Origin of the sequence: Paraburkholderia sp. GAS33 (genome assembly GCF_050436645.1) — a bacterium.
In the GTDB taxonomy this organism is placed as follows: Bacteria; Pseudomonadota; Gammaproteobacteria; order Burkholderiales; family Burkholderiaceae; genus Paraburkholderia; species Paraburkholderia phenazinium_B.
Window position 1 is genome coordinate 1 of sequence record NZ_JBNDMP010000001.1, and the last position, 22,591, is coordinate 22,591.

Sequence of the window (22,591 nt, forward strand, 5' to 3'; positions counted from 1 at the left end):
CCGGTAAGCAAAACGGGCTACCGCTTCCGGTGAACGGAAAGGATCAGTTTCCGGACACTGGGACCAATATACAAGTAAGCAAAGAAAGCGGGCTTCCAACCGCTAGCCTGTAGGTGTCCACCACTTGTGTGAACACGGAGTGGTCCGCGCACGCATTGTGCCCTCGCATCACACCCGTCAGTGACACAGCGCTCATCCGTTCCAGCGTCGCGCTTCGCGCCACGCCGTCGGGCATAACGTCCCCTGCGAACTGTGTAGGTATTCTAACTATTTTGAATTGCCGCTCCGCACTGGGCGAAGCTGATAGACCGATAGCAGTGCAAGGAGAGGCCAGCTCCGCAGGAACGCGGTCAAGCGCCGCAGGCAAAAGCAAACCTCAGTTCTTATTGCGCCTCCACCTGCGCGCGACTCACCACTACATTTTCAGAAGTATCCCCGGCCACTGCGGGCTCCGCGTCTGCACGCTGCCCCATAGTCCACCCCGCAGGCTTGGTCGTCCAGGGACTGGAAACCGGATCCCCCTGGTAAGTCATCCCCGCCGTCGCGGCACCATGCGCATTGCCGGCAAACGCCACACCCGACACCCCAAACGAAACCGCAGCCACTCCCGTCAAAACGACAGTCAGCATTGCCTTGTTCATTTCATTTCTCCCAGAATGCGATGCAGAAATTGCGCCGCGTCACTTCATATACGAGGTCTCCTCATCACTGGATGCACGGTGCAATAAAGTCGAGAGCCCCCGACAAGTCCCGCGCTCCTGGAAACGCGATCGGTAACCTCACGTTACCAATCTCGCATGCACGTTTCACCTGTAAATCCGAACTCTTCATAGACTCCCGTCACTGCCCGTGTCGCCGGTAGCACCCGGTCATGGGGCGATCACCGAGGTCGTGCGCGCTCGCGTGTACGTCGCGACCGGCATCGCGCACGGGTCGTACGTCGCCCTCGCGCGCCAGGTTCTTTTATGCGGGAGATCTCGATGCAGCGAACGCGTAACCCCCTCGTCACTGCCCAACTGGACGGCACGGAGCTGTGCGCCGACTATTGCGAGCAAACGGGGCGTCTTCGTGTTCTGCAGGGCACAACCGTCGTGCAGGAATGGTTTCCACCCAATTCGTGGATCGCCATTGCGTCAGTGGCCGGCGCCCGAAACTGGGGGACTCGGCCCGATTCGAATGAACTTCAAACTTTGCTCGCTAGTCAGGCATCCTTGTTGCGCCTCGGCTAGCGGCTCTGGGTGCGCCTGGTGGCGCATGTTCTCGACCCGCCTATAAACCGGTGTCATCGGCGCTTTACGACGGCTGCGCCTCTTTGAACCCAATCGATACGAACAAGGCTTCGGAGGCGGCATTGCCGGGGCTGATCATGGCGCAACAGCGGCAGTAGCCCAGGGTCGCAAGCGCCTGGGTCGCCGCTTGCAGAAGAAGCCGGCCATATCGCCGTCGGCGGTACTCCGGTGCGACAGCGATCGCTGCAATCACCGGCATCCCGTACGGCTCGTAATCGGTCGCGAGCAAAAACGCCGCACACTCGCCGTTGACGATGGCGACACGCGACGCCGCTGCGATGAACGGCCCATATTTGCCGTCGATGATCGCGTTCACCTTCCGCGCGGCCTGCTCCTCCGGCATGCCCTCATCATCCACGGTGCCTTGAAAAGCGCGGTACATGATCGAGGCGATCGCGGGGACGTCCTCCCTTGCGATAGCCCGCGTGACAGCTGCGCATACGTCCGGGGCGGCGTGCGTGAAAAGCTCGAATTCCCATTTGCGGCGGGAGGACATGACTTGTGTTTCCCTCTGTACGGCAGATGTGATCGGCCTGGACCACGTTTCCAGACGTGTCCGGCCTCGCATTTTAATCGCTCGTGTTTCACACCCGGCCTCGAACCATAACATGAGTTTTTCGAATGTTTGTGGCTCGAATTAGTCGCTTGTCGGTCCTCGCGGCGCGGAGAAGAATTCTGCCCATGCACCGGCGGCGTGCCATTCATCGCGGCCGGCAATGTGTTTTTCGCACCACGCCACCTGGTAAAGACTATGCGACTCGAGCGGAATTTTGCTAACGGCCAGTTCATCGAACCCGCAACCGACGACCTCATCTCCGTCTACAACCCCGCTACCGGCGCCCTGGTTGCCCAGGTCTCCGCTGCGTCGAGAGACGAAGCAATCGCCGCGGTCGGCGCCGCCGCCGATGCGCAGAAAGGCTGGCGTAAGCTGCCCGCCGCCGAGCGGGCGGTCCATCTGCACAAGCTTGCAGATGCCTTGACGGAATGTGCACCAGCTATCGGCGTCGCGCTCGCGCTGGAGTCCGGCAAGAGCGTCGAGGATGCCACCAACGAAGCTATCTACGCCGCTCAGATCACCCACTATCACGCGGAATGGGCGCGCCGCATCGAAGGCGAAGTCATTCCGAGCGATACCCCCGACGAGAATCTGGTCTTGCATCGCGAGCCGATCGGTGTCGTCGCCTGCCTGATTCCGTTTAACTATCCGGTCTACACATTGCTGCGCAAGATCGCGCCTGCTCTGATCTCCGGCAACACGGTCGTGGTGCGCCCAAGCAACAACACGCCGATCTCGGCATTCGAAATTGCCAGGGCAGTCGAACGCGCTGGTTTGCCGGCAGGTGTCGTGAACATTCTGGCCATGAGTCACGCCACCGCGGAAGACGTCTGCACGCATCCGGCGGTCGGCATGATCACGTTGACGGGCAGCGTCAGTGCCGGGCGCAAGGTGCTCGAGTATTGCAAGGCGAACATCGCCAAGCCGTCGCTCGAACTGGGCGGCAAAACGCCCGCCATCATCGAGCCGGATGCCGACCTCGAAAAGGCCGCGCGCGAACTGGTGGCGTCCAAGACCACACACTGTGGCCAGTTGTGCACGGCGATCGAACGCGTCTATGTGCACGAGAGCGTGCACGATCGCTTTGTGGCGCTGCTCAGGCAGCACATGAGTGCGGTGAAAATCGGCGACCGCGCTGAAAACGCCGCCCTCATGGGGCCGCTTGTGAACGAGGCGTCGCGTCAGTCGATCCATGCAATGGTCATGCGCGCCGTGGAAGCGGGCGCCAGGCTCGAGACGGGTGGCGAGTTGCCCGGCGGCAACGGGTTCTTTTACCCGGCAACTTTGCTCTCGAACTGCAGCCAGGACATGGAGATCATCCAGGAAGAGACCTTTGGTCCGATCATGCCGGTCGTCAAATACAGCACGCTCGACGAAGCGCTTGGGATGGCTAACGATCACCAGTTCGGTCTGTCGTCAGTGCTTTACACCGAGAACTATCGTTCCGCGATGAAGATCGCCAACGGCATCGAAGCAGGGGAGCTGTACGTGAACCGCACGCCGGCCGACCCGTATCAGGGCTTCCACGCGGGCTGGAAGCGCTCTGGCCTCGGCGGCGACGATGGCAAGCACGGCATGCTCGAATTTACGCAGACACGCCTCGTGGTCATGAGGTACTAAAGGCTCGATACACACTCAAAACCGGCACGCTGCACAGAGCGGCGCGCCCTTTCTGAACCTGCAGTCTCGCGCAAGCACGCTGCAACCATAACAAAGATATTGGAGATGCGACAAAGCCGGGGCAGCAATGCGCTGCAGGCCTTGTGTGTCTCTTAGGAGCACCCCAGTGTCATCTCAACCGGTTCAATCCAACGCCGCGCTGTCGGTTGCTCACGACGCAGCCGCCGTGCGGAAAAACGTTGCACAGCGCTATGTGCAACTGTTGCTGCTGGTGATCGCCGCCGGCGCGATTTATCCCATTCTTTATTTGCGGCAGGTGTATCAGCCGACCATGCTGGAGGTGTTCCATATCACCGACAGCCAGCTCGGCTATCTCTACTCGTCGCTTGGGACGATCTTCCTGCTCAGCTATCTGCCGAGCGGCTGGCTCGCCGACCGTATCGCGCCGCGCATGCTCATCAGTTTCTCACTGGTCGCAACCGGCGCGCTGGGTCTGTGGTATTCGACCGCGCCGTCGTTTCATCTGCTGATGGTCATCTTCGGCGGCTGGGGTCTGTCGACCGGTCTGACGTTCTGGGCTGCCGTCATCAAGCGCGTGTCGATGATCGCCGGAGCAGATGAACAAGGCCGCTTCTTCGGTTTTCTCGACGGTGGCCGTGGCCTGATCGAAGCGCTGCTGGCGACCGTTGCGATCACCTTGTTTGCCTGGATGACGCAGACGCGTAACGAACCGGTCGCGGCAGGTTTCAAGCTGGTGGTCTACATGTACGCGTTTCTGTGCATTGCGCTTGGCGTAGTGCTTGGTCTCGTGAAGGATCCGCAGGGTAGCAAAGCCGCGGCGGACCACGCCGCCGCACGCAGGCGCAGTAACGTGTTTGTCGACCTGAAAACGCTCGCCTCGATTCCGGAACTGTGGCTGGTGGCCGCCATTGTGTTCTGCGGTTATCAGGTCTTCTGGGCGACCTACAGCTTTTCGGCCTATCTGCATGAAGGCGCGATTGGCCTCTCCGTGGTGATGGCCGGCACGATCACCACGCTCAAGCTGTGGATGCGGCCTATCGGCGGCATTGGTGGCGGTTTCCTCGGCGACCGCTTTTCCAAGGTCTCCGTGCTGGTGATCGCGCTGTTCCTCGCCGCACTCTCGCTGCTCGGACTGGTTGCTGCGCCCGGAATCGGCAGTCACGTGGCGCTGGTGTTCCTCGTGTTGTTCATCGGCATTCTGACTTACGCAATTCGCGGCTTGTACTGGTCGTTGCTCGATCGCTGCAATGTGCCCGTCGAAACGATGGGTCTGGCAATCGGTTTGATCTCGGTGCTCGGCTATTCGCCGGACGTCTTTCTGCCGCTTATCAACGGCTATCTGACGCAGACCTATCCCGGTGTATTCGGGTACCAGCTCTACTTTGGTTATGTAGCCGCAGTCGCTGCGCTCGGCGGCTTCGCTGCTCTTGCACTTAGAAACATGCTTAACAGGAAAGAAGGTCTGTAAATGAAAGTTGTCTCGCTCGAAACGCATATCGTCGCCGTGCCGCCGCCGCATCTGGGTGGCATGTACTGGATCTTCGTCAAGCTGAAGACGGCGTGCGGGATTGAAGGCGTCGGCGAAATCTATTCGGCGACGTTTCATCCGAATGCGATGACCCACCTGATCGACGATGTGTTCGGCCGCTATCTGCTCGACAAGGATCCGCATCACGTCGAGCGGCTGTGGCGTGAAGCCTATTCGAGCGGCTTTACGCAGCGTCCCGACCTGACCATGATGGGCATCGTCAGCGGCCTGGAGATGGCCTGCTGGGACATCATCGGCAAGGCTGCCGGCAAGCCTGTCTACGAACTGATGGGCGGCATGGTCAACGAACGGCTTCGCTCGTACACCTATCTGTATCCGAAGAATCGCGACGGCGAATACGATTACGACGATCCCGATCTCGCGGCCGAATGCGCGGTCCAGAACGTGAAACGCGGCTTCACGGCGGTCAAGTTCGACCCGGCAGGTCCGTACACCGCGTATTCCGGTCACCAGTTGTCGATAGAAGTACTGGACCGTTGCGAACTGTTTTGCCGCAGGGTGCGCGAAGCGGTGGGCAGCAAGGCCGATTTGCTGTTCGGCACACATGGGCAAATGGTGCCGTCGTCGGCGATCCGCCTCGCCAAACGTCTCGAGAAATACGATCCGCTCTGGTTCGAAGAGCCGGTGCCGCCGGGACAAGAAGGCGCGATGGCGCAGGTGGCCAAACACACCAGCATTCCTATCGCGGCCGGCGAGCGTCTGACCACAAAGTACGAGTTCTTCAAGCTGCTCGAGGCGGGCGCGGCATCGATTCTGCAATTGAACGTGGCGCGCGTAGGCGGTCTGCTCGAAGCGAAGAAAGTCGCGAGCATTGCTGAGGTGTACTACGCGCAGATCGCGCCACATCTCTACAACGGTCCGGTGGGCGCCGCAGCGAGCATTCAACTGGCGGCTTGCACGCCGAACTTCCTGATTCAGGAAAGCATCGGGACGTGGGGCGGATTCCATGCGGAAGTATTGAAGACACCGATTCGCTGGGAAGACGGCTACATCATTCCGTCACGCGAGCCGGGTCTCGGCGTCGAACTGGAAATGGATGTGGTGCGGCAACACTCGCCGTACAGCGGCGAACGCCTGCATCTGCAGATGGCCGCGAAGCCCGCCGACGTCAAGGATCTTGCGCCGGCCAAGGGTTGAACTTGAGAGTCACTTTCGCATTCACTGAAGCGGGCGCCATCGGGCGAACTACACCATGAACTACGACTACATTATCGTCGGCGCCGGCTCTGCGGGCTGCATCCTCGCGAATCGCCTGACGGCCTCGGGTGAATACTCGGTACTGCTGCTCGAAGCCGGCGGCAAGGATAGCTCGTTCTGGTTCAAGGTCCCCGTGGGTTTCACTAAAACGTACTACAACGAAACCTATAACTGGATGTACTACAGCGAGCCCGAAAAGGAACTCGACAACCGGCCCATCTATTGTCCGCGCGGCAAGGTGCAGGGCGGCTCGGGATCGATCAACGCAATGATCTTCGTGCGCGGTCAACCGCACGATTTCGACGACTGGGCGGCCGCGGGCAACAAAGGCTGGTCGTTTAACGACGTGCTGCCGTATTTCCGCAAGCTCGAGTCGCATCCTCTTGGCAATACTGAATATCACGGCCACGATGGTCCAATTCGCATTTCCCCGATGAACGATGCCGTGCATCCGATTTGCCAGGTGTTTTTGAAGGGCTGCGAGCAGGCGGGTTATCAGCGGACTCAAGACTTCAATGGTGCGCAGTTCGAAGGTGCGGGCATTTACGATGTGAACACGCGCAACGGGCAGCGTTCGTCGAGCAGCTTCGAATATCTTCATCCGGTACTGGAGCGCAAGAATCTGAGCGTCGAACGTGACGTGCTGGTGAGCCAGGTGCTGTTCGACACCAACAAGCGTGCGACGGGCGTGGTGGTCAAGCAGGGCGGCAGCGAGCGCAGGTTTTTAGCGAATCGCGAGGTGATCTTGTCGGCTGGCGCAGTGGATACGCCGAAGCTGTTGCAACTGTCCGGCGTCGGCGCCAAGGCGTTGCTCGCGCAGCATCGCATTCCGCTCGTGCATGAATTGCCGGCAGTCGGGCAAAACCTGCAGGATCATCTGTGCGTAAGCTTCTACTATCGCGCCAACGTGAAGACGTTAAACGACGAAATGCGGCCGTTGCTCGGCAAGCTCAAGCTGGGTTTGCAGTATCTGTTGACCCGCAAGGGGCCGCTCGCGATGAGCGTGAATCAGTCGGGTGGCTTTTTCAAGGGCAACGACCAGGAAGCGCAGCCTAACCTGCAGCTCTATTTCAACCCGTTGTCGTATCGCATTCCTAAGAGCAGCAAGGCGAGCCTTGAGCCGGAACCGTACTCTGGCTTCCTGCTGGCGTTTAATCCATGTCGGCCGACGAGCCGTGGCACGATCGAAATCGCTTCGAACCGCGTGGAAGACGCGGCGAAGATCCGTATCAACGCGTTGACCACGGACAAAGACATCGACGAAGTGATTCAGGGTTGTGAACTGGTGCGCAAGGTGATGGCCACGCAGGCGTTGCAGGGCATCACGGTCGAAGAGATTTCACCAGGGCCGCAGGTCAATACGCGAGAGGGCTTTCTGCAGTATTTCCGCGAGCAGTCGGGCTCGATCTACCACCTGTGTGGATCGTGCGCGATGGGTTCCGATGCGCAGACTTCTGTGGTCGACGAACGCCTGCGCGTACACGGCATCGCAGGCTTGCGCGTGGTGGATGCGTCGATCTTCCCGAACATCACCTCCGGCAATATCAATGCGCCGACGATGATGGTGGCGGAGAAAGGGGCTCAGATGATTCTCGAAGATGCGCTGATGGAATTCGCGCTCAAGCGCGCTCAACCGGAGTTAGCGGCGACGCATTAAGTATCAGCCGGGTGTCACGGCGCGTCGTGCAACACGGCGCGCCCTTGCGTCATATCCCGCAAGGCTTCGCGCGCCGCGTCCAGTGCGGTAACAGGCATGCCGATCGTCAGCCGCACTTCCATTTCATACCCGCTATCAGCAAGCGCATAACCTTCCTGTTCGATCCAGCGGCGCACGCGCGCTTCGTCGGGATAGCCGATCTCCACTGTCAACAAGGTTTGCGCAATCCGTTCGATGCGCGGCGCGTCCTGCAGCACACGAGCAATGGAATCGGCATACGCGCGCACGAGGCCGCCCGCACCCAGCTTCACGCCGCCGTAGTAGCGCACGACGGCGGCCAGCACGCCGTCGAGATCATGATGGCGCAGTACTTCGAGGATCGGCCTGCCGGCGGTGCCGGAAGGCTCGCCGTCGTCGGACATGCCGGAATGTCCCCCGGCGAGCAACGCCCAGCACACGTGTGTAGCAGCGGGATGCGCTTCACGCAGGCGGCGCAGTTCGACCATCGCAGCATCGCGGTCCGCAACGGGAATGGCATAGGCGATAAAGCGGCTCTTGCGGACTTCGAGTTCTGCAGAGACGGATGTTGAAAGAGTGTGACTCACGTTGATGGAACTCGATTAAATCATTTGCCTGAACGCCGTTTTCTGCCGCACCTATATTGACCCCGATGGACAGGCTACGACATGATATGCCTACACGGTGCCTGGATGGACGGGGGATGAAACAAGAACGCTTCACAGCGGCGCGCATCGACGCATCCGCTTGCCAATCACGACGTGCGAGGGGCCGTCTGCTACCGCTCGTGGCAACGCTGCTTTTCTCAGCGCATGGGACGGTCGCTCTGGCTGGCGATATCACACGGGATACCCCGGCCGCATCCATGGCGCTCGCTACAGGGCTTTATGCAACGCCTGGGACGTCCACGTCCGTATCGGTCGTGGCGACCCCGAGCGTGACCGCAACCGCGCTTCCCGCGGAAGCTCCGCCGAACAAAGTCTCCGCGCCGCCGCCTGTCGTGATCGCATCGGCACTTCCCGCGAAGGTCCCCGAGACCACCACCAACTGGATCAGCTACGTGGCCCTGATCGCGGGCATTGTGGGCGCGATTACGGGCATCGCCGGGGCCATCATGGGCGCCTTGGGCCTTCGCAGAGCCAGCAGGCACTGAGCTCACGGTCAACCTTTCATTAGGGTTAACGGCTATTTGACAATAATCCCTTTCGGACGCGGGGGTTAATCTTAAACGCGTACTTACCTAGACTGTAGACACTGACTGACGAACAGGGCTGTTCGTTGCAGGACAAACAAAAGTCTGGAGGTATTAGCCATGAAATCCCTTATTCAAACCGTTGTCGTTGCCGCTGCGTTTGCTGCACCGGTTGCTGTGTTCGCTCAATCGAACCAGCCTCTCACCCGTGCGGAAGTGCACGCCCAATTGGTCCAGGTCGAACAGGCTGGTTATTACCCGGGCGACGGTGACCAAAACGCTTATCCTGCGCAGATTCAGGCTGCTGAGGCCAAAATAGCAGCACAAAACGGTGCGACCGATGTGGGCGGCGTCGCAAACGGTTCGTCGGATATGGCACAGCCGGCCGTGTCGAAGTCCAACCAGAACTAAAGGCCCTGCCACTGATGCATTGATGCCCTGATTCCGCGCTGCGGAAGAATAGCGGGCGCACGTGGCCGTTTGAACACCACTCTATGAGTACGCACGGTCGCTGAGCGGCGCCGTGCAGAGAGCGGGCTCGCTACCGGTTTCGACCGCATTAGCGAGCCGCTTTCACCTTGTCGCCTTGAATACCTCCGCCGTCGGGCTCCCGATGGCTTCGCTCAGACTTTCGCGGTCTGGGCGCTTTTTCCTTTGCGACCATTACTAAATCTTCCTCGAGCTACGCCCGCTTGCGCCGGTGAGCAAACGGGGGCACTCGTCTGTTGCGATTCGCGGGAAATGAAGTGTAAGAGTCTGCGCATAGGGATATTCAAATTGTGGTGAGAGTATGTGTGCTCCCAGACGGATCATGTGAACGGAATTACCTATGCGAAGGGATCTTTGCTTATCGCCTTCATTCGAATTCGAGTTGGCCAGCGCAGGCGATCTCCTGTTCGCCTGCGAGATTGACGCTACCGCTACAGCAGGCTTCACCGCCAGGGATCCGCTTCCCGCACTCTCGGTACGCGGCTGCACAGTTCTCTACGCGGGCAAGCCGATCTATGAGGCCGAATCTCCTGATGCCGCAATTATCTACCTTGATCGGCACATCAATGTATATGAGTAAGGGGCCAACGCGCATCGCCGCGTAACTCCCCACCCCTGTCTCGCGACGGCTGGCAGCGTACACGTACGTGCTAACATGTTGCCGTGCAACCAACACGTACGCGAGACCGGCTATGAATACAATGACACCGGCAAAGACGGACCTGGACGAGAGCCAGGGAAAGTCTCTCCGCCTCGTCGCTTATGAAAATTTCACGCAGCAGATCCTGAACGCCAATATCCGGCCTGGGCAATTCGTCTCGCAACGCGAACTGATGGTCCTGACCGATATGCCGCTTGGCGCGATTCGTGAAATGGTGCCGCGCCTCGAAGCCGAGGGTCTCATCAAGACCGTGCCGAACCGCGGTCTGCAGGTCTGTCATGTCGATCTGCGGTTGATCCGCAACGCCTTTCAACTGCGCCTCATGCTCGAGCGGGAGGCGGTTGCAAATTTCACCCGTACCGCATCCGACGCCGACCTCGAAAAAATCGAGCGGGCGCACAGGGATATCGTGCGCCGAGCGGTTGCCAAGAAAATCGACGATCGTCTTCTCAACGACGCCCAGACAGTCGACTGGGGTCTGCACGACATGATGATCGACGCGATGGGCAACGATATCGTCTCCAATATCTATCGCGTCAACAGTCTGCGCATCCGCCTGATCCGCCTCGAACACGTGGTCCTGAAGCCCGAGGTGGTGGTTCCGACGATGGATGAACACCTCGAACTGATCGCGGCTATTCGTGAGCGCAACGTGGAAAAAGCGGTCGGTCTGCTCGGCACGCATATCGAGAACGCGCGCCAGCGCTCGATGGGCAACTTCGGCTAGCAGGGCTACGGGCCGCCGGGTCGGTCGGAGGCATATCGCTTACGCTCCGTAAAAATTCTTCTTTGACGCTTCGCCGATTTCTAACTAACATGTCAGCTACAGTTCGGTCCGTCATTGGATGATGGCTGGGTTGCGCCGGATCGATTTCGAACGCCCAGTGCGGAGGTGGCGCCGCCGGGACGTATGACTGAAGGAGACGGGTTATGTCTTTCGAAGGACAGGGCGTGCTGGCAGCAGTGACGACGCCGCTCGATGCTGCGAACCGCGTAGATGTGGCGCTGCTGGCGCAGCATTCGGCAGATCTGCTGCGGCGCGGCTTACACGGCATTACTCTGTTCGGCACGACCGGCGAGGGCCAGTCGTTCACGGTCGCCGAACGGAGCGCAGCGCTCGAAGGGCTGCTCGGGCGCGGAATCGGCAGTGGTGATCTGGTGGTCGGCGCGGGCGCTGCAGCACTGGGCGACGCGATCTCCTTGACGCGGCATGCGCTGGCGCAGGGCTGCCGCCGTGTCTTGCTTTTACCTCCGTTCTATTTCAAGGATGTCAGCAGCGCCGGCGTGGTCGAATCGATCGGTCAGGTGATCGACGCAGCCGGCGATCCGGGCTTGCGCGTCATCCTCTATCACATTCCTCAGGTGTCCGGAGTGAGTTTCGACGACGAGGCGATCGCGACACTGCGTCAGCGCTACGGGAACGTGATAGACGGTATCAAGGACAGCAGCGGGAACCTCGATCATTCGCTCGCGCTGATCCGCAATCATCCCGGCCTGAAGGTCTATGTGGGCGCAGAGGACACGATTGGACGCGCGCGGGCAGCGGGCGGTGCCGGATCGATCTGCGGGCTTGCCAACATCGCGCCAGAGCAGGTTCGCGCGTCTTACGACAGCGAACAGGACCGAGACTTCGGCGTGCTAAAGGATCTGCTGCGGGCCGTGGCAGGTCAGCCCTTTGTGCCGCTTCTCAAGGCATGGGTCGCCGCTTGCCAAGGCAACGACGGATGGCGCCGCGTACGCGCGCCGCTCATGGCGATTGACGCGGATGTAAAAGCCGCATTGCCGCGTGCGCTGCTAGCTCGGACGACGGTGTGACGGGGTAAGCGCAACGCACCGCCCGGTAATCACGCACCGGGCCGATGCGAACCCGCGCACGCTGCGAAAACAGGGAAGGAGACACGATGGACCACGAAATCTGCTTGCCCGAGAGGGCCGGCGATACATCCGAGGCGTTGTTCGCCGCATTGCGCGATGCCCTCGGTGTTGCCGCTGTGCTGACCGGCAACGACATCCCCACACGTAACGAACAGGACTGGAGCACGCTCGGGCCCCAGCGGCCCCTAGCGGTGTTGCGTCCTACGGACACGCCCGGCGTGGCTGCGGCGATGCGCATCTGTGCGCAGTATCGCGTCCCGGTGGTACCGCAGGGCGGATTGACGGGACTGTGCGGCGGCGCCAGGCCCCTCGAGGGGGCGGTGGCGTTGTCGCTCGAGCGCATGGTGGGGATCGAAGAGATCGACCCTGCATCGGCAACTATGACGGTCAAGGCGGGCACGCCGCTGCAGAGCGTACAGGAGGCCGCGGATGTGGCCGGTTTCTTCATTCCCCTGGACCTCGGTGCGCGTGGCTCGTGCGCGATCGGCGGCAATCTGTCGACTAACGCGGGCGGCAACCGTGTGATCCGCTACGGCATGGCGCGTGAAATGGTGCTGGGGCTCGAAGTCGTGCTGCCGGATGGCAGCGTGGTGACGAATCTCAACAAGATGCTCAAGAACAATGCGGGCTATGACCTCAAGCATCTGTTCATCGGCAGCGAAGGGACACTCGGCATTATCACGCGCATCGTCCTGCGCCTGTCTGCCAAACCGGGCTGCACGATGGCAGCGCTGTGCGCACTCGAAAGCTACGACAAGCTAGTCGTGTTTCTAAACGCGGCGCGCCGCGGTTTGGGGCCGCTCCTGTCCGCCTTCGAGGTGATGTGGCCGGATTACTGGCAGACGGTCACGCAGCGTGTACCCGGCGTGAGCAATCCGCTGCCGGGCGAGCATGCCTGCTACGTGCTGATCGAAGCCCAGGGAATGGATGCGGCGTACGACGCCCCGCGTTTCGAGTCCTGGTTGATGCATCAGATCGAAGAAGGCGTACTCGCCGACGGAGCGTTGGCTCAATCGCTCGCGGACGTACAGGCGTTCTGGGGCGTGCGCGATGCCTGCGCGGAATTTCCGCAGGTCCTCGGGCCTCACGAACCATTCGACATCGGCTTGCCGGTCGCGGTGATGGACGAATACGTGAACGCGTGTCTCGCAGCCTTGCGCGCCCGCTTTGCCGACGCGGTTGCGCTCTTCTATGGGCACATCGGCGATGGCAACCTGCATATCGTCGCCTGCGTGCCGGGTGCTTCGCCGCAACCGAAAGAAGAGATCACCGCGATTGTCTATGGTCTCGTACAACAGTTCGGTGGGACGATCTCAGCTGAACATGGCATCGGCATCACCAAGAAGCCGTGGCTGCCGTACACGCGCAGCGAACCTGAGCTTGCCCTGATGCGCCGCCTGAAAGCCGCGCTCGATCCGCTGAATCTGCTCAATCCCGGCAAGGTGGTTTAAACCGCCGTCCACGACCACCGGCGCGAGACCGGATGCGGTATCCCGTCAAGGGAACAACAAGGAGACGAGATGGAGACGAACCTGCACCCCGTGCACGGCGATGAAGAGGTTTTGGTGGAGCGTGCAATCAGGCGCGCCAAGTGGCGGATCGTGCCGTTTCTGATCCTGATGTACATGCTGTCGTACCTCGATCGGGCGAACATCGGTTTTGCGCAGCAGTCCTATCAGGCGTCGACGGGCGTGAGCAACGCTGCGTTCGCCTTCGGCGCAGGTATTTTCTTCATCGCCTACGCGTTGTTCGAAGTGCCAAGCAATCTGATGATGCATCGTGTCGGCGCGCGTGTCTGGCTTTCGCGCATCATGGTCACATGGGGGCTGATTTCGGCGGCCATGGCATACGCGTCGAGCGATTCGCTGTTCTCGTTCATCCGTTTCTTTCTGGGCGCCGCCGAGGCGGGACTGTTCCCAGGTGCGGTTCTCTACATGACGTACTGGTTTCCCGCTCGCGCACGCGGACAGATCATGGGGATCTTCTACTTCGGCTCGCCGCTCGCGTTGATGCTGGGCGGTCCGCTATCGGGCATGCTGCTTGATCTCGATGGCCTGTTCGGCCTGCACGGCTGGCAATTGATGTTCCTGGTCGAAGGCCTGCTGGCGTCGGTGGTAGGCGTGTGGGGCTATTTCTATCTGTGTAATCGTCCCGAAGACGCGAAGTGGATGCCGCGCGATGAAGCACAAGCGCTCGCGCGCGCACTTGCTGCTGAAGATCGGCAGAAACAGAAAATCGGCAAGATGACTTTCCGTGCCGCACTGGTCGATCCGAAGCTGCTGCATTTCGCGCTCCTCTATTTCTCGATCCAGATTGCAGGCTACGGGGTGGCGTTTTATTTGCCGACCCAGGTAAGCGCGCTGCTGCATGTCAAAGTGGGCCTGCACGTCGGGCTGATCTCGGCTATTCCGTGGGCCTGCGCCATCGTGGCGGGTGCGTTTTATCCAGGCTTCGCGGTGCGTACCGGACATCGGCGCGGTTTCGCGGTGCTCTCGGCGTTCTCTATCGCGTGTGGTCTTGCGGTATCGGCCAATATGGGTCCCGTTGGGGCGATCGTGGCCCTGTGTTTCGTCACGATGGGCATCATGACGGTACAGCCGATCTTCTGGACGTTTCCAGCAGCCTATCTGGGCGGCACCGCAGCGGCGGGCGGTTTCGCGGTGATCAACGCGATCGGCAATCTTGGCGGTTTCTTTGCGCCGACCGTGCGCAATGCCGTCGAGGCGTCGTTTCACTCGGTGCCTGCGGGACTTTATGTGCTTGCGGCGAGCGGCCTAGTGGCGGCGCTTCTGCTTGCCATGCTGCGTCCCGCGCAGGCCGATCGCCGCGTGTCCGATCCGGCCGAGCCTTTGCGCGCTGAAGTTTGACACGCACGAGGTGGCAAACAACTGCGATGACGCAGTCATACCTGCTATGAGACGGAGACAGCGAGCATGAGCGATACCGCGCAAAGTCAGCCCGCCCCGCCAGCAATCCGCCGAGCCCAGCATGTCGCGCTCGTGCTGCTGATGGTGAGCGGTGTCGTCAACTACATGGATCGCGGCACGCTGGCTGTCGCCAACCCGATGATTCGTGCCGAGCTCGGACTTTCGCTCGGTCAGATGGGCCTGCTGCTGTCCGCATTTCTGTGGATCTACGCTGTGTGTCAGTTACCGATTGGTGGACTGGTCGATCGCATTGGCCCACGCCGGCTGCTGGGCATTGGGCTTGTCGTGTGGTCGCTGGCGCAGATGGCGGGTGGCCTCGCGTCCAGCTTCGGCTTCTTTATCGTTGCACGCGCCGTGCTCGGCATTGGCGAAGCGCCGCAGTTTCCTTCGGCCGCCCGGGTCGTGAGCAACTGGTTTCCGTTGCGCTCGCGCGGCACGCCCACCGGCATCTACAACGCGGCCTCGCCGTTGGGGAGCGCGCTTGCACCGCTATGCCTGTCGTTTGTCGTGGTGTCCTTCAACTGGCGTTGGGCCTTCATTGCAACGGGTATGCTGGGTCTTGTGGTCGCAGTCATCTGGTTTGCGTTGTACCGCGATCCGGACAAGTCGCAGATGACCGAGGCGGAGCGCCGCTATCTCGACGAGGTCAGCCAGTCAGCAGGCGAAGTACCCTCCAAGCTCACGTTCGCCGAATGGCGAGGTCTGTTTTCGTATGCGACGACCTGGGGGATGCTGATCGGCTTCTTCGGCTCGGTGTATCTCAACTGGGTTTATCTGACCTGGTTGCCGGGCTATCTGACGATCGAGCGGCACATGAGCCTGATCCATACCGGCTTCGCGGCATCTGTGCCGTTCCTGTGCGGCATCGTCGGCTCGCTGGTGGCGGGCTGGTTCTCCGATCTGATTACCCGGGGCAGCCGTTCGCCGGTGGCGAGCCGCCGCAACGCGGTGGTGGTCTCGATGCTCGGCATGATGGTCTTCACGATTCCGGCTGCTCTCGTCGAGAGCAATGCGATCGCGGTCGCCTGCATTTCGGTGGTGGTCTTTTTAGGCAACGCGGCGGCGGCTTCGTCATGGGCTTTGGCGACAGCGGCAGCGCCGCCCAGCCGGATCGCGTCGCTGGCAGCCATCCAGAACTTCGGCGGCTTTCTCGGCGGCGCGCTGGCGCCGATCGCGACCGGCTTTATCGCCCAGGCGTCGTCGTTCGTGCCGGCGCTATTGACGGCCGCGGGCATCGCGGGCGCCGGGGCGATGGCCTATCTGCTGCTGGTGCGCAAACCGATTCCCGAACAGGAAGGTGCGGCGGGCGTGGCTCACGTACCCGCCTGACGGGAGCGTGACACGCGTTGCGAGTCGCAATTAAAACAGTATCTTTGAGGAGAGGTTGATGGGTGATACATCGAAGCCCGCAGGTGTTATCGAGGGCATTGTTCCCGTGATGCTGACGCCGTTCGACGAGAGCGGTGCGATCGACTACGGCGGACTCGAGCGACTGATCGAGTGGTATCTCGAGCATGGCTCGGATGCGTTGTTCGCAGTCGCGCAGTCGAGCGAGATGCAGTTTCTCAGCCTCGCGGAGCGGGCCGCGCTCGCGCGCTTTGTGGTGGACAAGGTGGCGGGGCGGGTGCCCGTGGTCGCGTCCGGCCATATCAGCGACGATCCGGATGCGCAGGCTGAAGAACTGCTGGCTGCGGCGGCATCGGGGGCGCAAGGGGTGGTGCTGGTCACGAATCGACTGGATCCGAAGCGTGAGGGCACGGCCACCTTTCTGACGAATCTGCGGCGCCTGCTGCAGCGTTTGCCGTCCGATCTGCCGCTTGGGTTATACGAGTGCCCTGCGCCGTATCGGCGGCTGCTTTCCGACGAGGAACTGAAGGCCTGTATCGACACCGGTCGCTTCGTCATGCTTAAGGATGTCAGTTGCGATCTGTACACCGTGAAGCGGCGTGTCGCGTTGGCCGAGGGTTCCCCGCTGAAGATACTGAATGCGAATGCCGCGATCGCGTGGGATGCGATGAAGGCCGGCTCAGCAGGCTTCAACGGCGTATTCACCAACTTTCATCCGGATCTTTACCAATGGCTGCGCAGCGAGAGTGCTCGCGATCCGGCGCTAGCGGAAGAATTGTCGACGTTTCTGGTGATTGCGGCAGTGTCGGAGGCGCTCGGCTACCCTGCGCTCGCGAAGATCTACCATCAGCGTATCGGCACATTCAACTCGATTCGCTGCCGCGTGATCGACTACGACGTGCGCGAACGCTTCTGGGCACTCGACGCGGTGCTCGACAAGATCGTTGCCGGCACCGAGCACTTCCGCGCGCGGATCGCTGCGGTGCGTTAGCGGAACTGGAACAGCGACGCGGGCGTATCGACCAGCACGGCGCGTAACTGATCCGGCTGATCCACGAAGGATTCGAGTTGATCGCGAGTCAGCCGGGCGTTCTGCACGTCTTCGAATTGCGTATGCGGCCAGTCGGTGCCCCACACGAGACGGTCGACGCCGAATTCACGAACCAGCGCGGGCCACGCGCTGACTGCTGCCGCCAATGCCGCAGCCGGATCATCGCGCTCGGGGCTCACGCGATACGCACCCGATACTTTCACCCACACCTGTCGCGTCGGGCCGAGCGAGAGCAGGGTGGCGAAGCCGGGGTCACCGGTGCCAAGCGCCGGATCGAAGCGGCCAAAATGATCGACCACCATATGCACGCCGCTGGCAAGCACGGCCGCCGCAATCGCGGAAAGACGTGCTGCTTCGATCTGCACCTCGAAATGCCAGTCCAGGTCCGCCATGCGCTCGAGAAACGGTGCCCATACCGTATCGCCAAAGTCGGGCAATGCGGTGCCGATCAGATTGGCACGCACGCCGACCACGCCGCGCGCGTGCCACGCCTCGATCTGCGCGATATCGCGCGCTGGATCCACTACGACGATGCCGCGTAACTGTTCGGGATGCGCGTCGAGGCACGCAAGTAGAAAGCTGTTGTCGGTGCCGAGAAAACTTGGTTGAACCAGAACACCGTGCGATAAGCCCAGGCTCGCGAGCATCGCGCGATAGTCTTCGAGCGTGGCCTCGTAGGCTGGCGCATAGCGTCGGCCTGATACGAGCGGCAAGCCGTGCACGAACACGTGCGCGTGACCGTCGATGCCCGTGATGGGCAACGTAGTAGCGTGGAGGACGGATGTACCGTTGGAAGCAGTCATTCGTGAATTCGTGACACTCAAATCAGGCTGCAGGCTCTTCGTCTAGTGTACGACCGCGCGTTTCCGGCAGCATGAGGATCGAAACCGCAACGATTGCGTAAGCGATCGCAGCATCGATACCGATCGCGAAGCCCAGAGAAAACTGACCGGCAAGATGTCCGACCATGACCGGGAAGCCGGCCGAGACCACTCGTCCGAAGTTATAGCAGAAGCCGACACCTGTACCGCGCGTGCCACGCGGATAGAGCTCGTTGAAGAGCGCGCCCATGCTCGCGGGAATTCCTGCAGCGAAGAAACCGAGCGGAAAGCCTAAGGCGAGCATGGCCTGATTCGACATCGGCAGGAAGACGTACAGGATCACCGTCGCCACGCAGCAGACCGAAAACAGCAGGATGGTCTGGCGGCGGCCGATGGCATCGAGCAACACCGACGCTGCCAGACAGCCGAAAAAGAACGCGAGGATGATGACCGCGAGATAGCCGCCGGTGCCGAGCACGGAGAGATGCCGCTCGGTCTTCAGAAAGGTGGGCAACCAGGTGGTCAATGCGGAATAGCCGCCATGTGCGCCGACGCCGAGCAGGCCGCCGATCAGCGTCATGCGCAGCACATCCGGCGCGAAGATCGAGAGCAACGGAACGCGTTCGGCGGAGCCAGGCTTACCTTCCTGCGCGCCCTTCTTCGCGGCGGCAACGGGCTCCTTGAGGTTGCGCCGCACGTAGATGATCAACAGCGCCGGCAGGATACCGATACCGAACATCACACGCCAGCCGAGCGCGGGCGACAGGAACGAGAACACCCCTGCATAGAGCAGCACCGCTGCGGCCCAGCCCACGGCCCATGCGCTTTGCACAGCGCCCATTGCCTTGCCGCGATGCCGGTTGCTGATGGTCTCGGCCATCAGCACTGCGCCGGCTGCCCACTCGCCGCCAAAGCCAAAACCTTGCAGAGCCTTCAGCACGATGAACTGCGGAAAATTTTGTGCAAACGCGGATAGCAGCGTGAAAACTGAAAACCAGGCCACCGTGACCTGCAAAGTGCGCACGCGACCGTAGCGATCCGCTGCCGCCCCGCAAATCCAGCCGCCCAGCGCCGACGCAACCAGCGTGACGCCGCTAACAAGCCCCGCCTGGGTCTTGCTGATGCCCCATTCGGCGATGATCGCAGGAATCACGAGGCTGAACATCTGCACGTCGAGCGCATCGAGCGCCCAGCCGCCGAAACAGGCCCAGAACGTGCGCCGCTCGTTCTTCGATACTTCGCCATACCAGGAAAACATCTGGACTCCACGCGCCGTATGCCGGCGTCGACGATGCTGCGTGTTAAACCCCAAAAATGCGTGACGACGCGCCGCTCAGCGAATCTCTATGTCGTACGCAAAGTGTTGCGCGGCGCCTCGCGAAAGACGCCATTCGAGCGGTGCGCCGTCGTAACCGAAGGCAACCCGTTCGATCACGACGATCGGACTGTGTGCCGCCACTCGCAGCGTGGCGACATCCTCTTCATTGGCGGTCTCTACCGTCAATCGTTCGTCGGCGCGCGCCACCACGCGGGCGCAGCGCTGTTCATAGAATGGATAGAGCAGCGGACCGAACTCTTCGATCGGGCAGTCGGCCAGCGCAACGAACGGTTCATACGGCAACCAGATCTGCTCGGCCACGATCGGCTGGTCGTCGATCAGCCGCAAGCGCGCCAGCCGGATCGCTTTGGCGCCCGTTTTGAGGCTGAATCTCGCCACGACCGCTTTGGGCGCGCGCATCACGGCGCGCTCGAGAATGCGGCTCTCAGGGACGCGTCGCTCACCCGAGGGCGAGTGAAAGCGGAAGAAGCGGAACAACGAACGGTCGAAGGCGGCGCGGCGCACGAAGGTGCCGCGTCCCTGGAAGCGTTCGACCAGTCCTTCACGCTCAAGCAGGTCGACCGCCTTGCGTACCGTGCCGACTGCGAGGCCATAGGCGAGCGCCAGTTCCTGTTCGGTCGGCAACGGGTCTTGAGGCTGCCATTCAAGCGCGGCAATGCGGGCGGCCAACTGGTCGCGCAGGCGGTGATAGCGGGGAATGCGGTCGTCCAAGATCTTCAAGGTCCGATGGCTAGGTAAAATTCATATATATGTTTATATGAATCGCCTCGGATGAGGATCGGGGTTTTCCCTGAACGGCCGCTATATCAAGCTTTTAACGCCGGCTCGGACGGCGCGGCTTTTCAAAACTGTCCAGCAGGTCCTGGTGCTCCTTGCGCAGTAACTGGACGAACTCGAGCGTCAGGCGATCGCGCGGCTGATGCGGCGGATACAGCAGATAGGTGGGAAACAGCACCGCGGGCTTGAATGGCCGGATCTCGATGCCGGGCCCCGCGAAGTCGCGCGCGACGATGGGGTGCGCCAGCGTTACGCCCATCCCGCAACGCACCATCTCGCAGCAGATCGCCGAATACTGCGCTTCGATGGCGAGTACCCGTTGGACTCCGGCGCGTTCGAAGGCCTCGTCCATTTGCGTCCGGGTGCCGTCGCCATGACAGAGGGAGATGAACGCTTCGCCCTGAAAGTCCTCGGCCTTCAGCACGGACTTCTTCGTCAGACGATGGCCGGCCGGCAGCACGCAAACCGCTGCGGCTTCCGACAACAGTTCCACTTCGCAGGTGGACGCTTCGCTCTTGTAGACCGCTACGCCCAGATCGCAGAACTGCGAGGAGGTCCAGTGATTGACCGTCCCCGAGGTATTCACGTGAAGCGACACGGTGACTTCCGGCCGCAATTCCTGAAAGCGTTTGATGACATGCGGCACCAGCGTCAGACCCGCGGAAGGCATGGCTGCGATGCGCAGGCGCCCGCTGCCCAGGTTCTTGATCTGCGCGGCCGCGTTGGTCAGTCCCTGAAGCCCGACATAAGCGCGCTCCACCTCGCGAAAGAAAGCGTTGCCTTCGCTAGTGGGGATCAGTCTGACGCCGCTGCGCTGGAACAACAGCAGCCCGGTTTCGCGTTCTAGCTGCGTGATGAGCCGGCTGATGTTCGGTTGCGAAGTGAACAACTCCTTTGCTGCTGCGGTCATGGATCCCGCCAGCATGACCGCCCGAAACGCTTCAATGTGCTTCAGATTCATCGTGCGCAACCCATATCAGATTGGTATGGATTGTTATTTTATTCGTATTGGACGTTATGCATTTTGCCCGACAGAATCTTTTCAACTCACATGTATTCCCGCAAGTGCCCGGCAGCACATTGACTGGAGACCAGCCCATGCGATACCCGCAGCGAAACCCTCGTCCGCTATCTGTCCGTTTGCTGCTGGCCGCACTCGGCATTGCCGGTGTGTTGTGCGGGCCGCTGGTGGCGCAGGCCGACACCACGCTTTACGTGGCCAACGTCGGCGGTTCGAACGAGCAGATGTACCGGCAGACGATCATCCCGGCGTTCGAGAAGGCGCACAACGTCAAGATCGTCTACGTGGCGGGCAATTCGAGCGACACGCTGGCGAAGCTGCAGGCGCAGAAGGGCCATGAGCAGATCAACGTCGCTGTCATGGACGACGGTCCGATGTACCAGGCCATGCAGATGGGCCTGTGCTCGAAAATCGCAGACGCCCCGGTCATGAACGACCTGTATCCGCTCGCGCACCTCGGCCCGACTGCGGTGGGCGTCGGCATGGTGGCGACGGGGATCGGCTATAACGAGGAAGCCTTCAAGAAGATGGGCCTGCCCGCGCCGGATTCCTGGACCGTGTTGACCGACAAGCGTCTGAAGGGCAAGCTTGGCATGCCGCCGATCACCAACACGTACGGCTTGCACGCGCTCGTGATGCTCGCGCGGCTAAATGGCGGCGGCGAAAAGAACATCGATCCAGGCTTCGCCGCGATGACAAACCAGGTCGCGCCGGATGTGCTGTCGTGGGCGCCGACGCCAGGCGAAATGGACGGCCTGATGCAGAACGGCGACGTGATTCTCGCACCCTACGGTAGCGGCCGCGCGGTTGCGTTGCAGAACACGGGCTTTCCGCTAAAGTTCTTCTATCCGAAGGAAGGCGGTGTCGCGCTGCAGGTCGCGGCTTGCGTGGTGGCCGAAAACGCGCAGCCCGAATTGTCGCAGCAATTCATCCAGTATCTGTTGAGTCCGGAAGTGCAGGCTATCCAGGCCAAGGCGATAGGGCTCGGTCCGGTCAACAAGACCGTCAAGCTGGCACCGGAAGTCGCGGCACGCGTACCGTATGGTCCAGATCAGGTGGCGAAGCTGATCGCCGTCGACTGGACGACCATCAATCAGCATCGCGCGGAATGGACCGAGCGCTGGAATCGCAGCGTCGAGCGTTGAGTCCTTAAGCGCTGCCGAGTGGACCTGCGGCTGCCGCGC

The 22,591-nt window shown here is 61.2% G+C and carries 21 protein-coding genes; 14 read left to right on the top strand and 7 right to left on the bottom strand.

Going from position 1 to position 22,591, the window contains the following annotated elements:
- Positions 1–383 precede the first annotated feature (383 nt).
- The gene (locus tag P3T24_RS00005; protein ID WP_429408448.1) at positions 384–641 is read right to left on the bottom strand and encodes a hypothetical protein; all 258 of its coding nucleotides are present in this window, start codon (positions 639–641) and stop codon (positions 384–386) included.
- 652 nt (positions 642–1,293) lie between these two features.
- Positions 1,294–1,899 (bottom strand): GNAT family N-acetyltransferase, encoded by a 606-nt coding sequence (locus P3T24_RS00010; RefSeq protein WP_429431326.1) that lies wholly within the window; start codon positions 1,897–1,899, stop codon positions 1,294–1,296.
- Between the two features lie 141 nt (positions 1,900–2,040).
- Between P3T24_RS00010 and aldA the strand changes: the two genes are divergently transcribed.
- The 4 genes from aldA to P3T24_RS00030 all read left to right on the top strand — a co-directional run bounded on the left by aldA (position 2,041) and on the right by P3T24_RS00030 (position 7,889).
- Complete coding sequence (aldA, locus tag P3T24_RS00015) at positions 2,041–3,465, top strand: aldehyde dehydrogenase (RefSeq protein ID WP_429431329.1); 1,425 nt, start codon at positions 2,041–2,043, stop codon at positions 3,463–3,465.
- Positions 3,466–3,631: 166 nt separating this feature from the next.
- Entirely contained in the window at positions 3,632–4,954 is a 1,323-nt protein-coding gene (locus P3T24_RS00020; RefSeq protein WP_429431332.1) for an MFS transporter, read from the top strand.
- Positions 4,955–6,172, top strand: coding sequence for a mandelate racemase/muconate lactonizing enzyme family protein (locus tag P3T24_RS00025; protein WP_429431335.1), 1,218 nt, complete (start codon positions 4,955–4,957; stop codon positions 6,170–6,172).
- 55 nt (positions 6,173–6,227) lie between these two features.
- The gene (locus tag P3T24_RS00030; protein ID WP_429431338.1) at positions 6,228–7,889 is read left to right on the top strand and encodes a GMC family oxidoreductase; all 1,662 of its coding nucleotides are present in this window, start codon (positions 6,228–6,230) and stop codon (positions 7,887–7,889) included.
- A gap of 14 nt (positions 7,890–7,903) precedes the next feature.
- Here P3T24_RS00030 and P3T24_RS00035 read toward each other — a convergent pair whose 3' ends face one another.
- On the bottom strand, positions 7,904–8,494 hold the full coding sequence (locus tag P3T24_RS00035) for an IMPACT family protein (RefSeq protein ID WP_429431341.1): 591 nt from the start codon (positions 8,492–8,494) through the stop codon (positions 7,904–7,906).
- A gap of 116 nt (positions 8,495–8,610) precedes the next feature.
- On the opposite strand from P3T24_RS00035, the gene P3T24_RS00040 reads away from it, so the two are divergent.
- From P3T24_RS00040 to P3T24_RS00080, 9 genes are all read left to right on the top strand, one after another.
- Positions 8,611–9,060, top strand: a complete 450-nt coding sequence (locus P3T24_RS00040; protein WP_429431344.1) for a hypothetical protein — start codon at positions 8,611–8,613, stop codon at positions 9,058–9,060.
- Between the two features lie 159 nt (positions 9,061–9,219).
- Positions 9,220–9,510 (top strand): DUF4148 domain-containing protein, encoded by a 291-nt coding sequence (locus P3T24_RS00045; RefSeq protein WP_429408436.1) that lies wholly within the window; start codon positions 9,220–9,222, stop codon positions 9,508–9,510.
- A 418-nt stretch (positions 9,511–9,928) separates the two neighbouring features.
- Entirely contained in the window at positions 9,929–10,168 is a 240-nt protein-coding gene (locus P3T24_RS00050; RefSeq protein ID WP_074266301.1) for a hypothetical protein, read from the top strand.
- 112 nt (positions 10,169–10,280) lie between these two features.
- A complete protein-coding gene (locus P3T24_RS00055; RefSeq protein WP_143787624.1) occupies positions 10,281–10,976 on the top strand; it encodes a GntR family transcriptional regulator in 696 nt (231 codons plus the stop codon).
- A gap of 203 nt (positions 10,977–11,179) precedes the next feature.
- Positions 11,180–12,064, top strand: coding sequence for a dihydrodipicolinate synthase family protein (locus tag P3T24_RS00060; RefSeq protein ID WP_429431347.1), 885 nt, complete (start codon positions 11,180–11,182; stop codon positions 12,062–12,064).
- Between the two features lie 86 nt (positions 12,065–12,150).
- Complete coding sequence (locus P3T24_RS00065; protein WP_429431350.1) at positions 12,151–13,575, top strand: FAD-binding oxidoreductase; 1,425 nt, start codon at positions 12,151–12,153, stop codon at positions 13,573–13,575.
- Positions 13,576–13,644: 69 nt separating this feature from the next.
- Positions 13,645–14,991: an MFS transporter gene (locus P3T24_RS00070; RefSeq protein ID WP_429431353.1), complete on the top strand. Its 1,347-nt coding sequence runs from the start codon at positions 13,645–13,647 to the stop codon at positions 14,989–14,991.
- Positions 14,992–15,057: 66 nt separating this feature from the next.
- Complete coding sequence (locus tag P3T24_RS00075) at positions 15,058–16,380, top strand: MFS transporter (RefSeq protein WP_429431356.1); 1,323 nt, start codon at positions 15,058–15,060, stop codon at positions 16,378–16,380.
- A 58-nt stretch (positions 16,381–16,438) separates the two neighbouring features.
- Positions 16,439–17,389, top strand: a complete 951-nt coding sequence (locus P3T24_RS00080; protein ID WP_429431359.1) for a dihydrodipicolinate synthase family protein — start codon at positions 16,439–16,441, stop codon at positions 17,387–17,389.
- Here the strand turns inward: P3T24_RS00080 and P3T24_RS00085 are convergent.
- The 4 genes from P3T24_RS00085 to P3T24_RS00100 form a co-directional block, all read right to left on the bottom strand.
- A complete protein-coding gene (locus tag P3T24_RS00085; protein WP_429431362.1) occupies positions 17,386–18,252 on the bottom strand; it encodes an amidohydrolase family protein in 867 nt (288 codons plus the stop codon). The genes P3T24_RS00080 and P3T24_RS00085 overlap by 4 nt on opposite strands.
- A 22-nt stretch (positions 18,253–18,274) precedes the next feature.
- Complete coding sequence (locus tag P3T24_RS00090) at positions 18,275–19,528, bottom strand: MFS transporter (RefSeq protein WP_429431365.1); 1,254 nt, start codon at positions 19,526–19,528, stop codon at positions 18,275–18,277.
- A 75-nt stretch (positions 19,529–19,603) separates the two neighbouring features.
- The gene (locus P3T24_RS00095) at positions 19,604–20,329 is read right to left on the bottom strand and encodes a GntR family transcriptional regulator (protein WP_143787623.1); all 726 of its coding nucleotides are present in this window, start codon (positions 20,327–20,329) and stop codon (positions 19,604–19,606) included.
- 94 nt (positions 20,330–20,423) lie between these two features.
- Entirely contained in the window at positions 20,424–21,347 is a 924-nt protein-coding gene (locus tag P3T24_RS00100; protein ID WP_429286086.1) for a LysR substrate-binding domain-containing protein, read from the bottom strand.
- A 137-nt stretch (positions 21,348–21,484) separates the two neighbouring features.
- Between P3T24_RS00100 and P3T24_RS00105 the strand changes: the two genes are divergently transcribed.
- The gene (locus tag P3T24_RS00105; protein ID WP_429431370.1) at positions 21,485–22,552 is read left to right on the top strand and encodes an ABC transporter substrate-binding protein; all 1,068 of its coding nucleotides are present in this window, start codon (positions 21,485–21,487) and stop codon (positions 22,550–22,552) included.
- Positions 22,553–22,591: the final 39 nt, after the last annotated feature.

What these genes read in the sequence shown, in the direction of transcription:
- P3T24_RS00005 (WP_429408448.1), bottom strand. Translation starts at nt 641, where the DNA reads ATGAACAAGGCAATGCTGACTGTCGTTTTGACGGGAGTGGCTGCGGTT.
- P3T24_RS00010 (WP_429431326.1), bottom strand. Translation starts at nt 1,899, where the DNA reads ATGTTATGGTTCGAGGCCGGGTGTGAAACACGAGCGATTAAAATGCGA.
- aldA (WP_429431329.1), top strand. Translation starts at nt 2,041, where the DNA reads ATGCGACTCGAGCGGAATTTTGCTAACGGCCAGTTCATCGAACCCGCA.
- P3T24_RS00025 (WP_429431335.1), top strand. Translation starts at nt 4,955, where the DNA reads ATGAAAGTTGTCTCGCTCGAAACGCATATCGTCGCCGTGCCGCCGCCG.
- P3T24_RS00030 (WP_429431338.1), top strand. Translation starts at nt 6,228, where the DNA reads ATGAACTACGACTACATTATCGTCGGCGCCGGCTCTGCGGGCTGCATC.
- P3T24_RS00040 (WP_429431344.1), top strand. Translation starts at nt 8,611, where the DNA reads ATGAAACAAGAACGCTTCACAGCGGCGCGCATCGACGCATCCGCTTGC.
- P3T24_RS00045 (WP_429408436.1), top strand. Translation starts at nt 9,220, where the DNA reads ATGAAATCCCTTATTCAAACCGTTGTCGTTGCCGCTGCGTTTGCTGCA.
- P3T24_RS00050 (WP_074266301.1), top strand. Translation starts at nt 9,929, where the DNA reads ATGCGAAGGGATCTTTGCTTATCGCCTTCATTCGAATTCGAGTTGGCC.
- P3T24_RS00055 (WP_143787624.1), top strand. Translation starts at nt 10,281, where the DNA reads ATGAATACAATGACACCGGCAAAGACGGACCTGGACGAGAGCCAGGGA.
- P3T24_RS00060 (WP_429431347.1), top strand. Translation starts at nt 11,180, where the DNA reads ATGTCTTTCGAAGGACAGGGCGTGCTGGCAGCAGTGACGACGCCGCTC.
- P3T24_RS00065 (WP_429431350.1), top strand. Translation starts at nt 12,151, where the DNA reads ATGGACCACGAAATCTGCTTGCCCGAGAGGGCCGGCGATACATCCGAG.
- P3T24_RS00070 (WP_429431353.1), top strand. Translation starts at nt 13,645, where the DNA reads ATGGAGACGAACCTGCACCCCGTGCACGGCGATGAAGAGGTTTTGGTG.
- P3T24_RS00075 (WP_429431356.1), top strand. Translation starts at nt 15,058, where the DNA reads ATGAGCGATACCGCGCAAAGTCAGCCCGCCCCGCCAGCAATCCGCCGA.
- P3T24_RS00080 (WP_429431359.1), top strand. Translation starts at nt 16,439, where the DNA reads ATGGGTGATACATCGAAGCCCGCAGGTGTTATCGAGGGCATTGTTCCC.
- P3T24_RS00085 (WP_429431362.1), bottom strand. Translation starts at nt 18,252, where the DNA reads ATGACTGCTTCCAACGGTACATCCGTCCTCCACGCTACTACGTTGCCC.
- P3T24_RS00090 (WP_429431365.1), bottom strand. Translation starts at nt 19,528, where the DNA reads ATGTTTTCCTGGTATGGCGAAGTATCGAAGAACGAGCGGCGCACGTTC.
- P3T24_RS00100 (WP_429286086.1), bottom strand. Translation starts at nt 21,347, where the DNA reads ATGAATCTGAAGCACATTGAAGCGTTTCGGGCGGTCATGCTGGCGGGA.
- P3T24_RS00105 (WP_429431370.1), top strand. Translation starts at nt 21,485, where the DNA reads ATGCGATACCCGCAGCGAAACCCTCGTCCGCTATCTGTCCGTTTGCTG.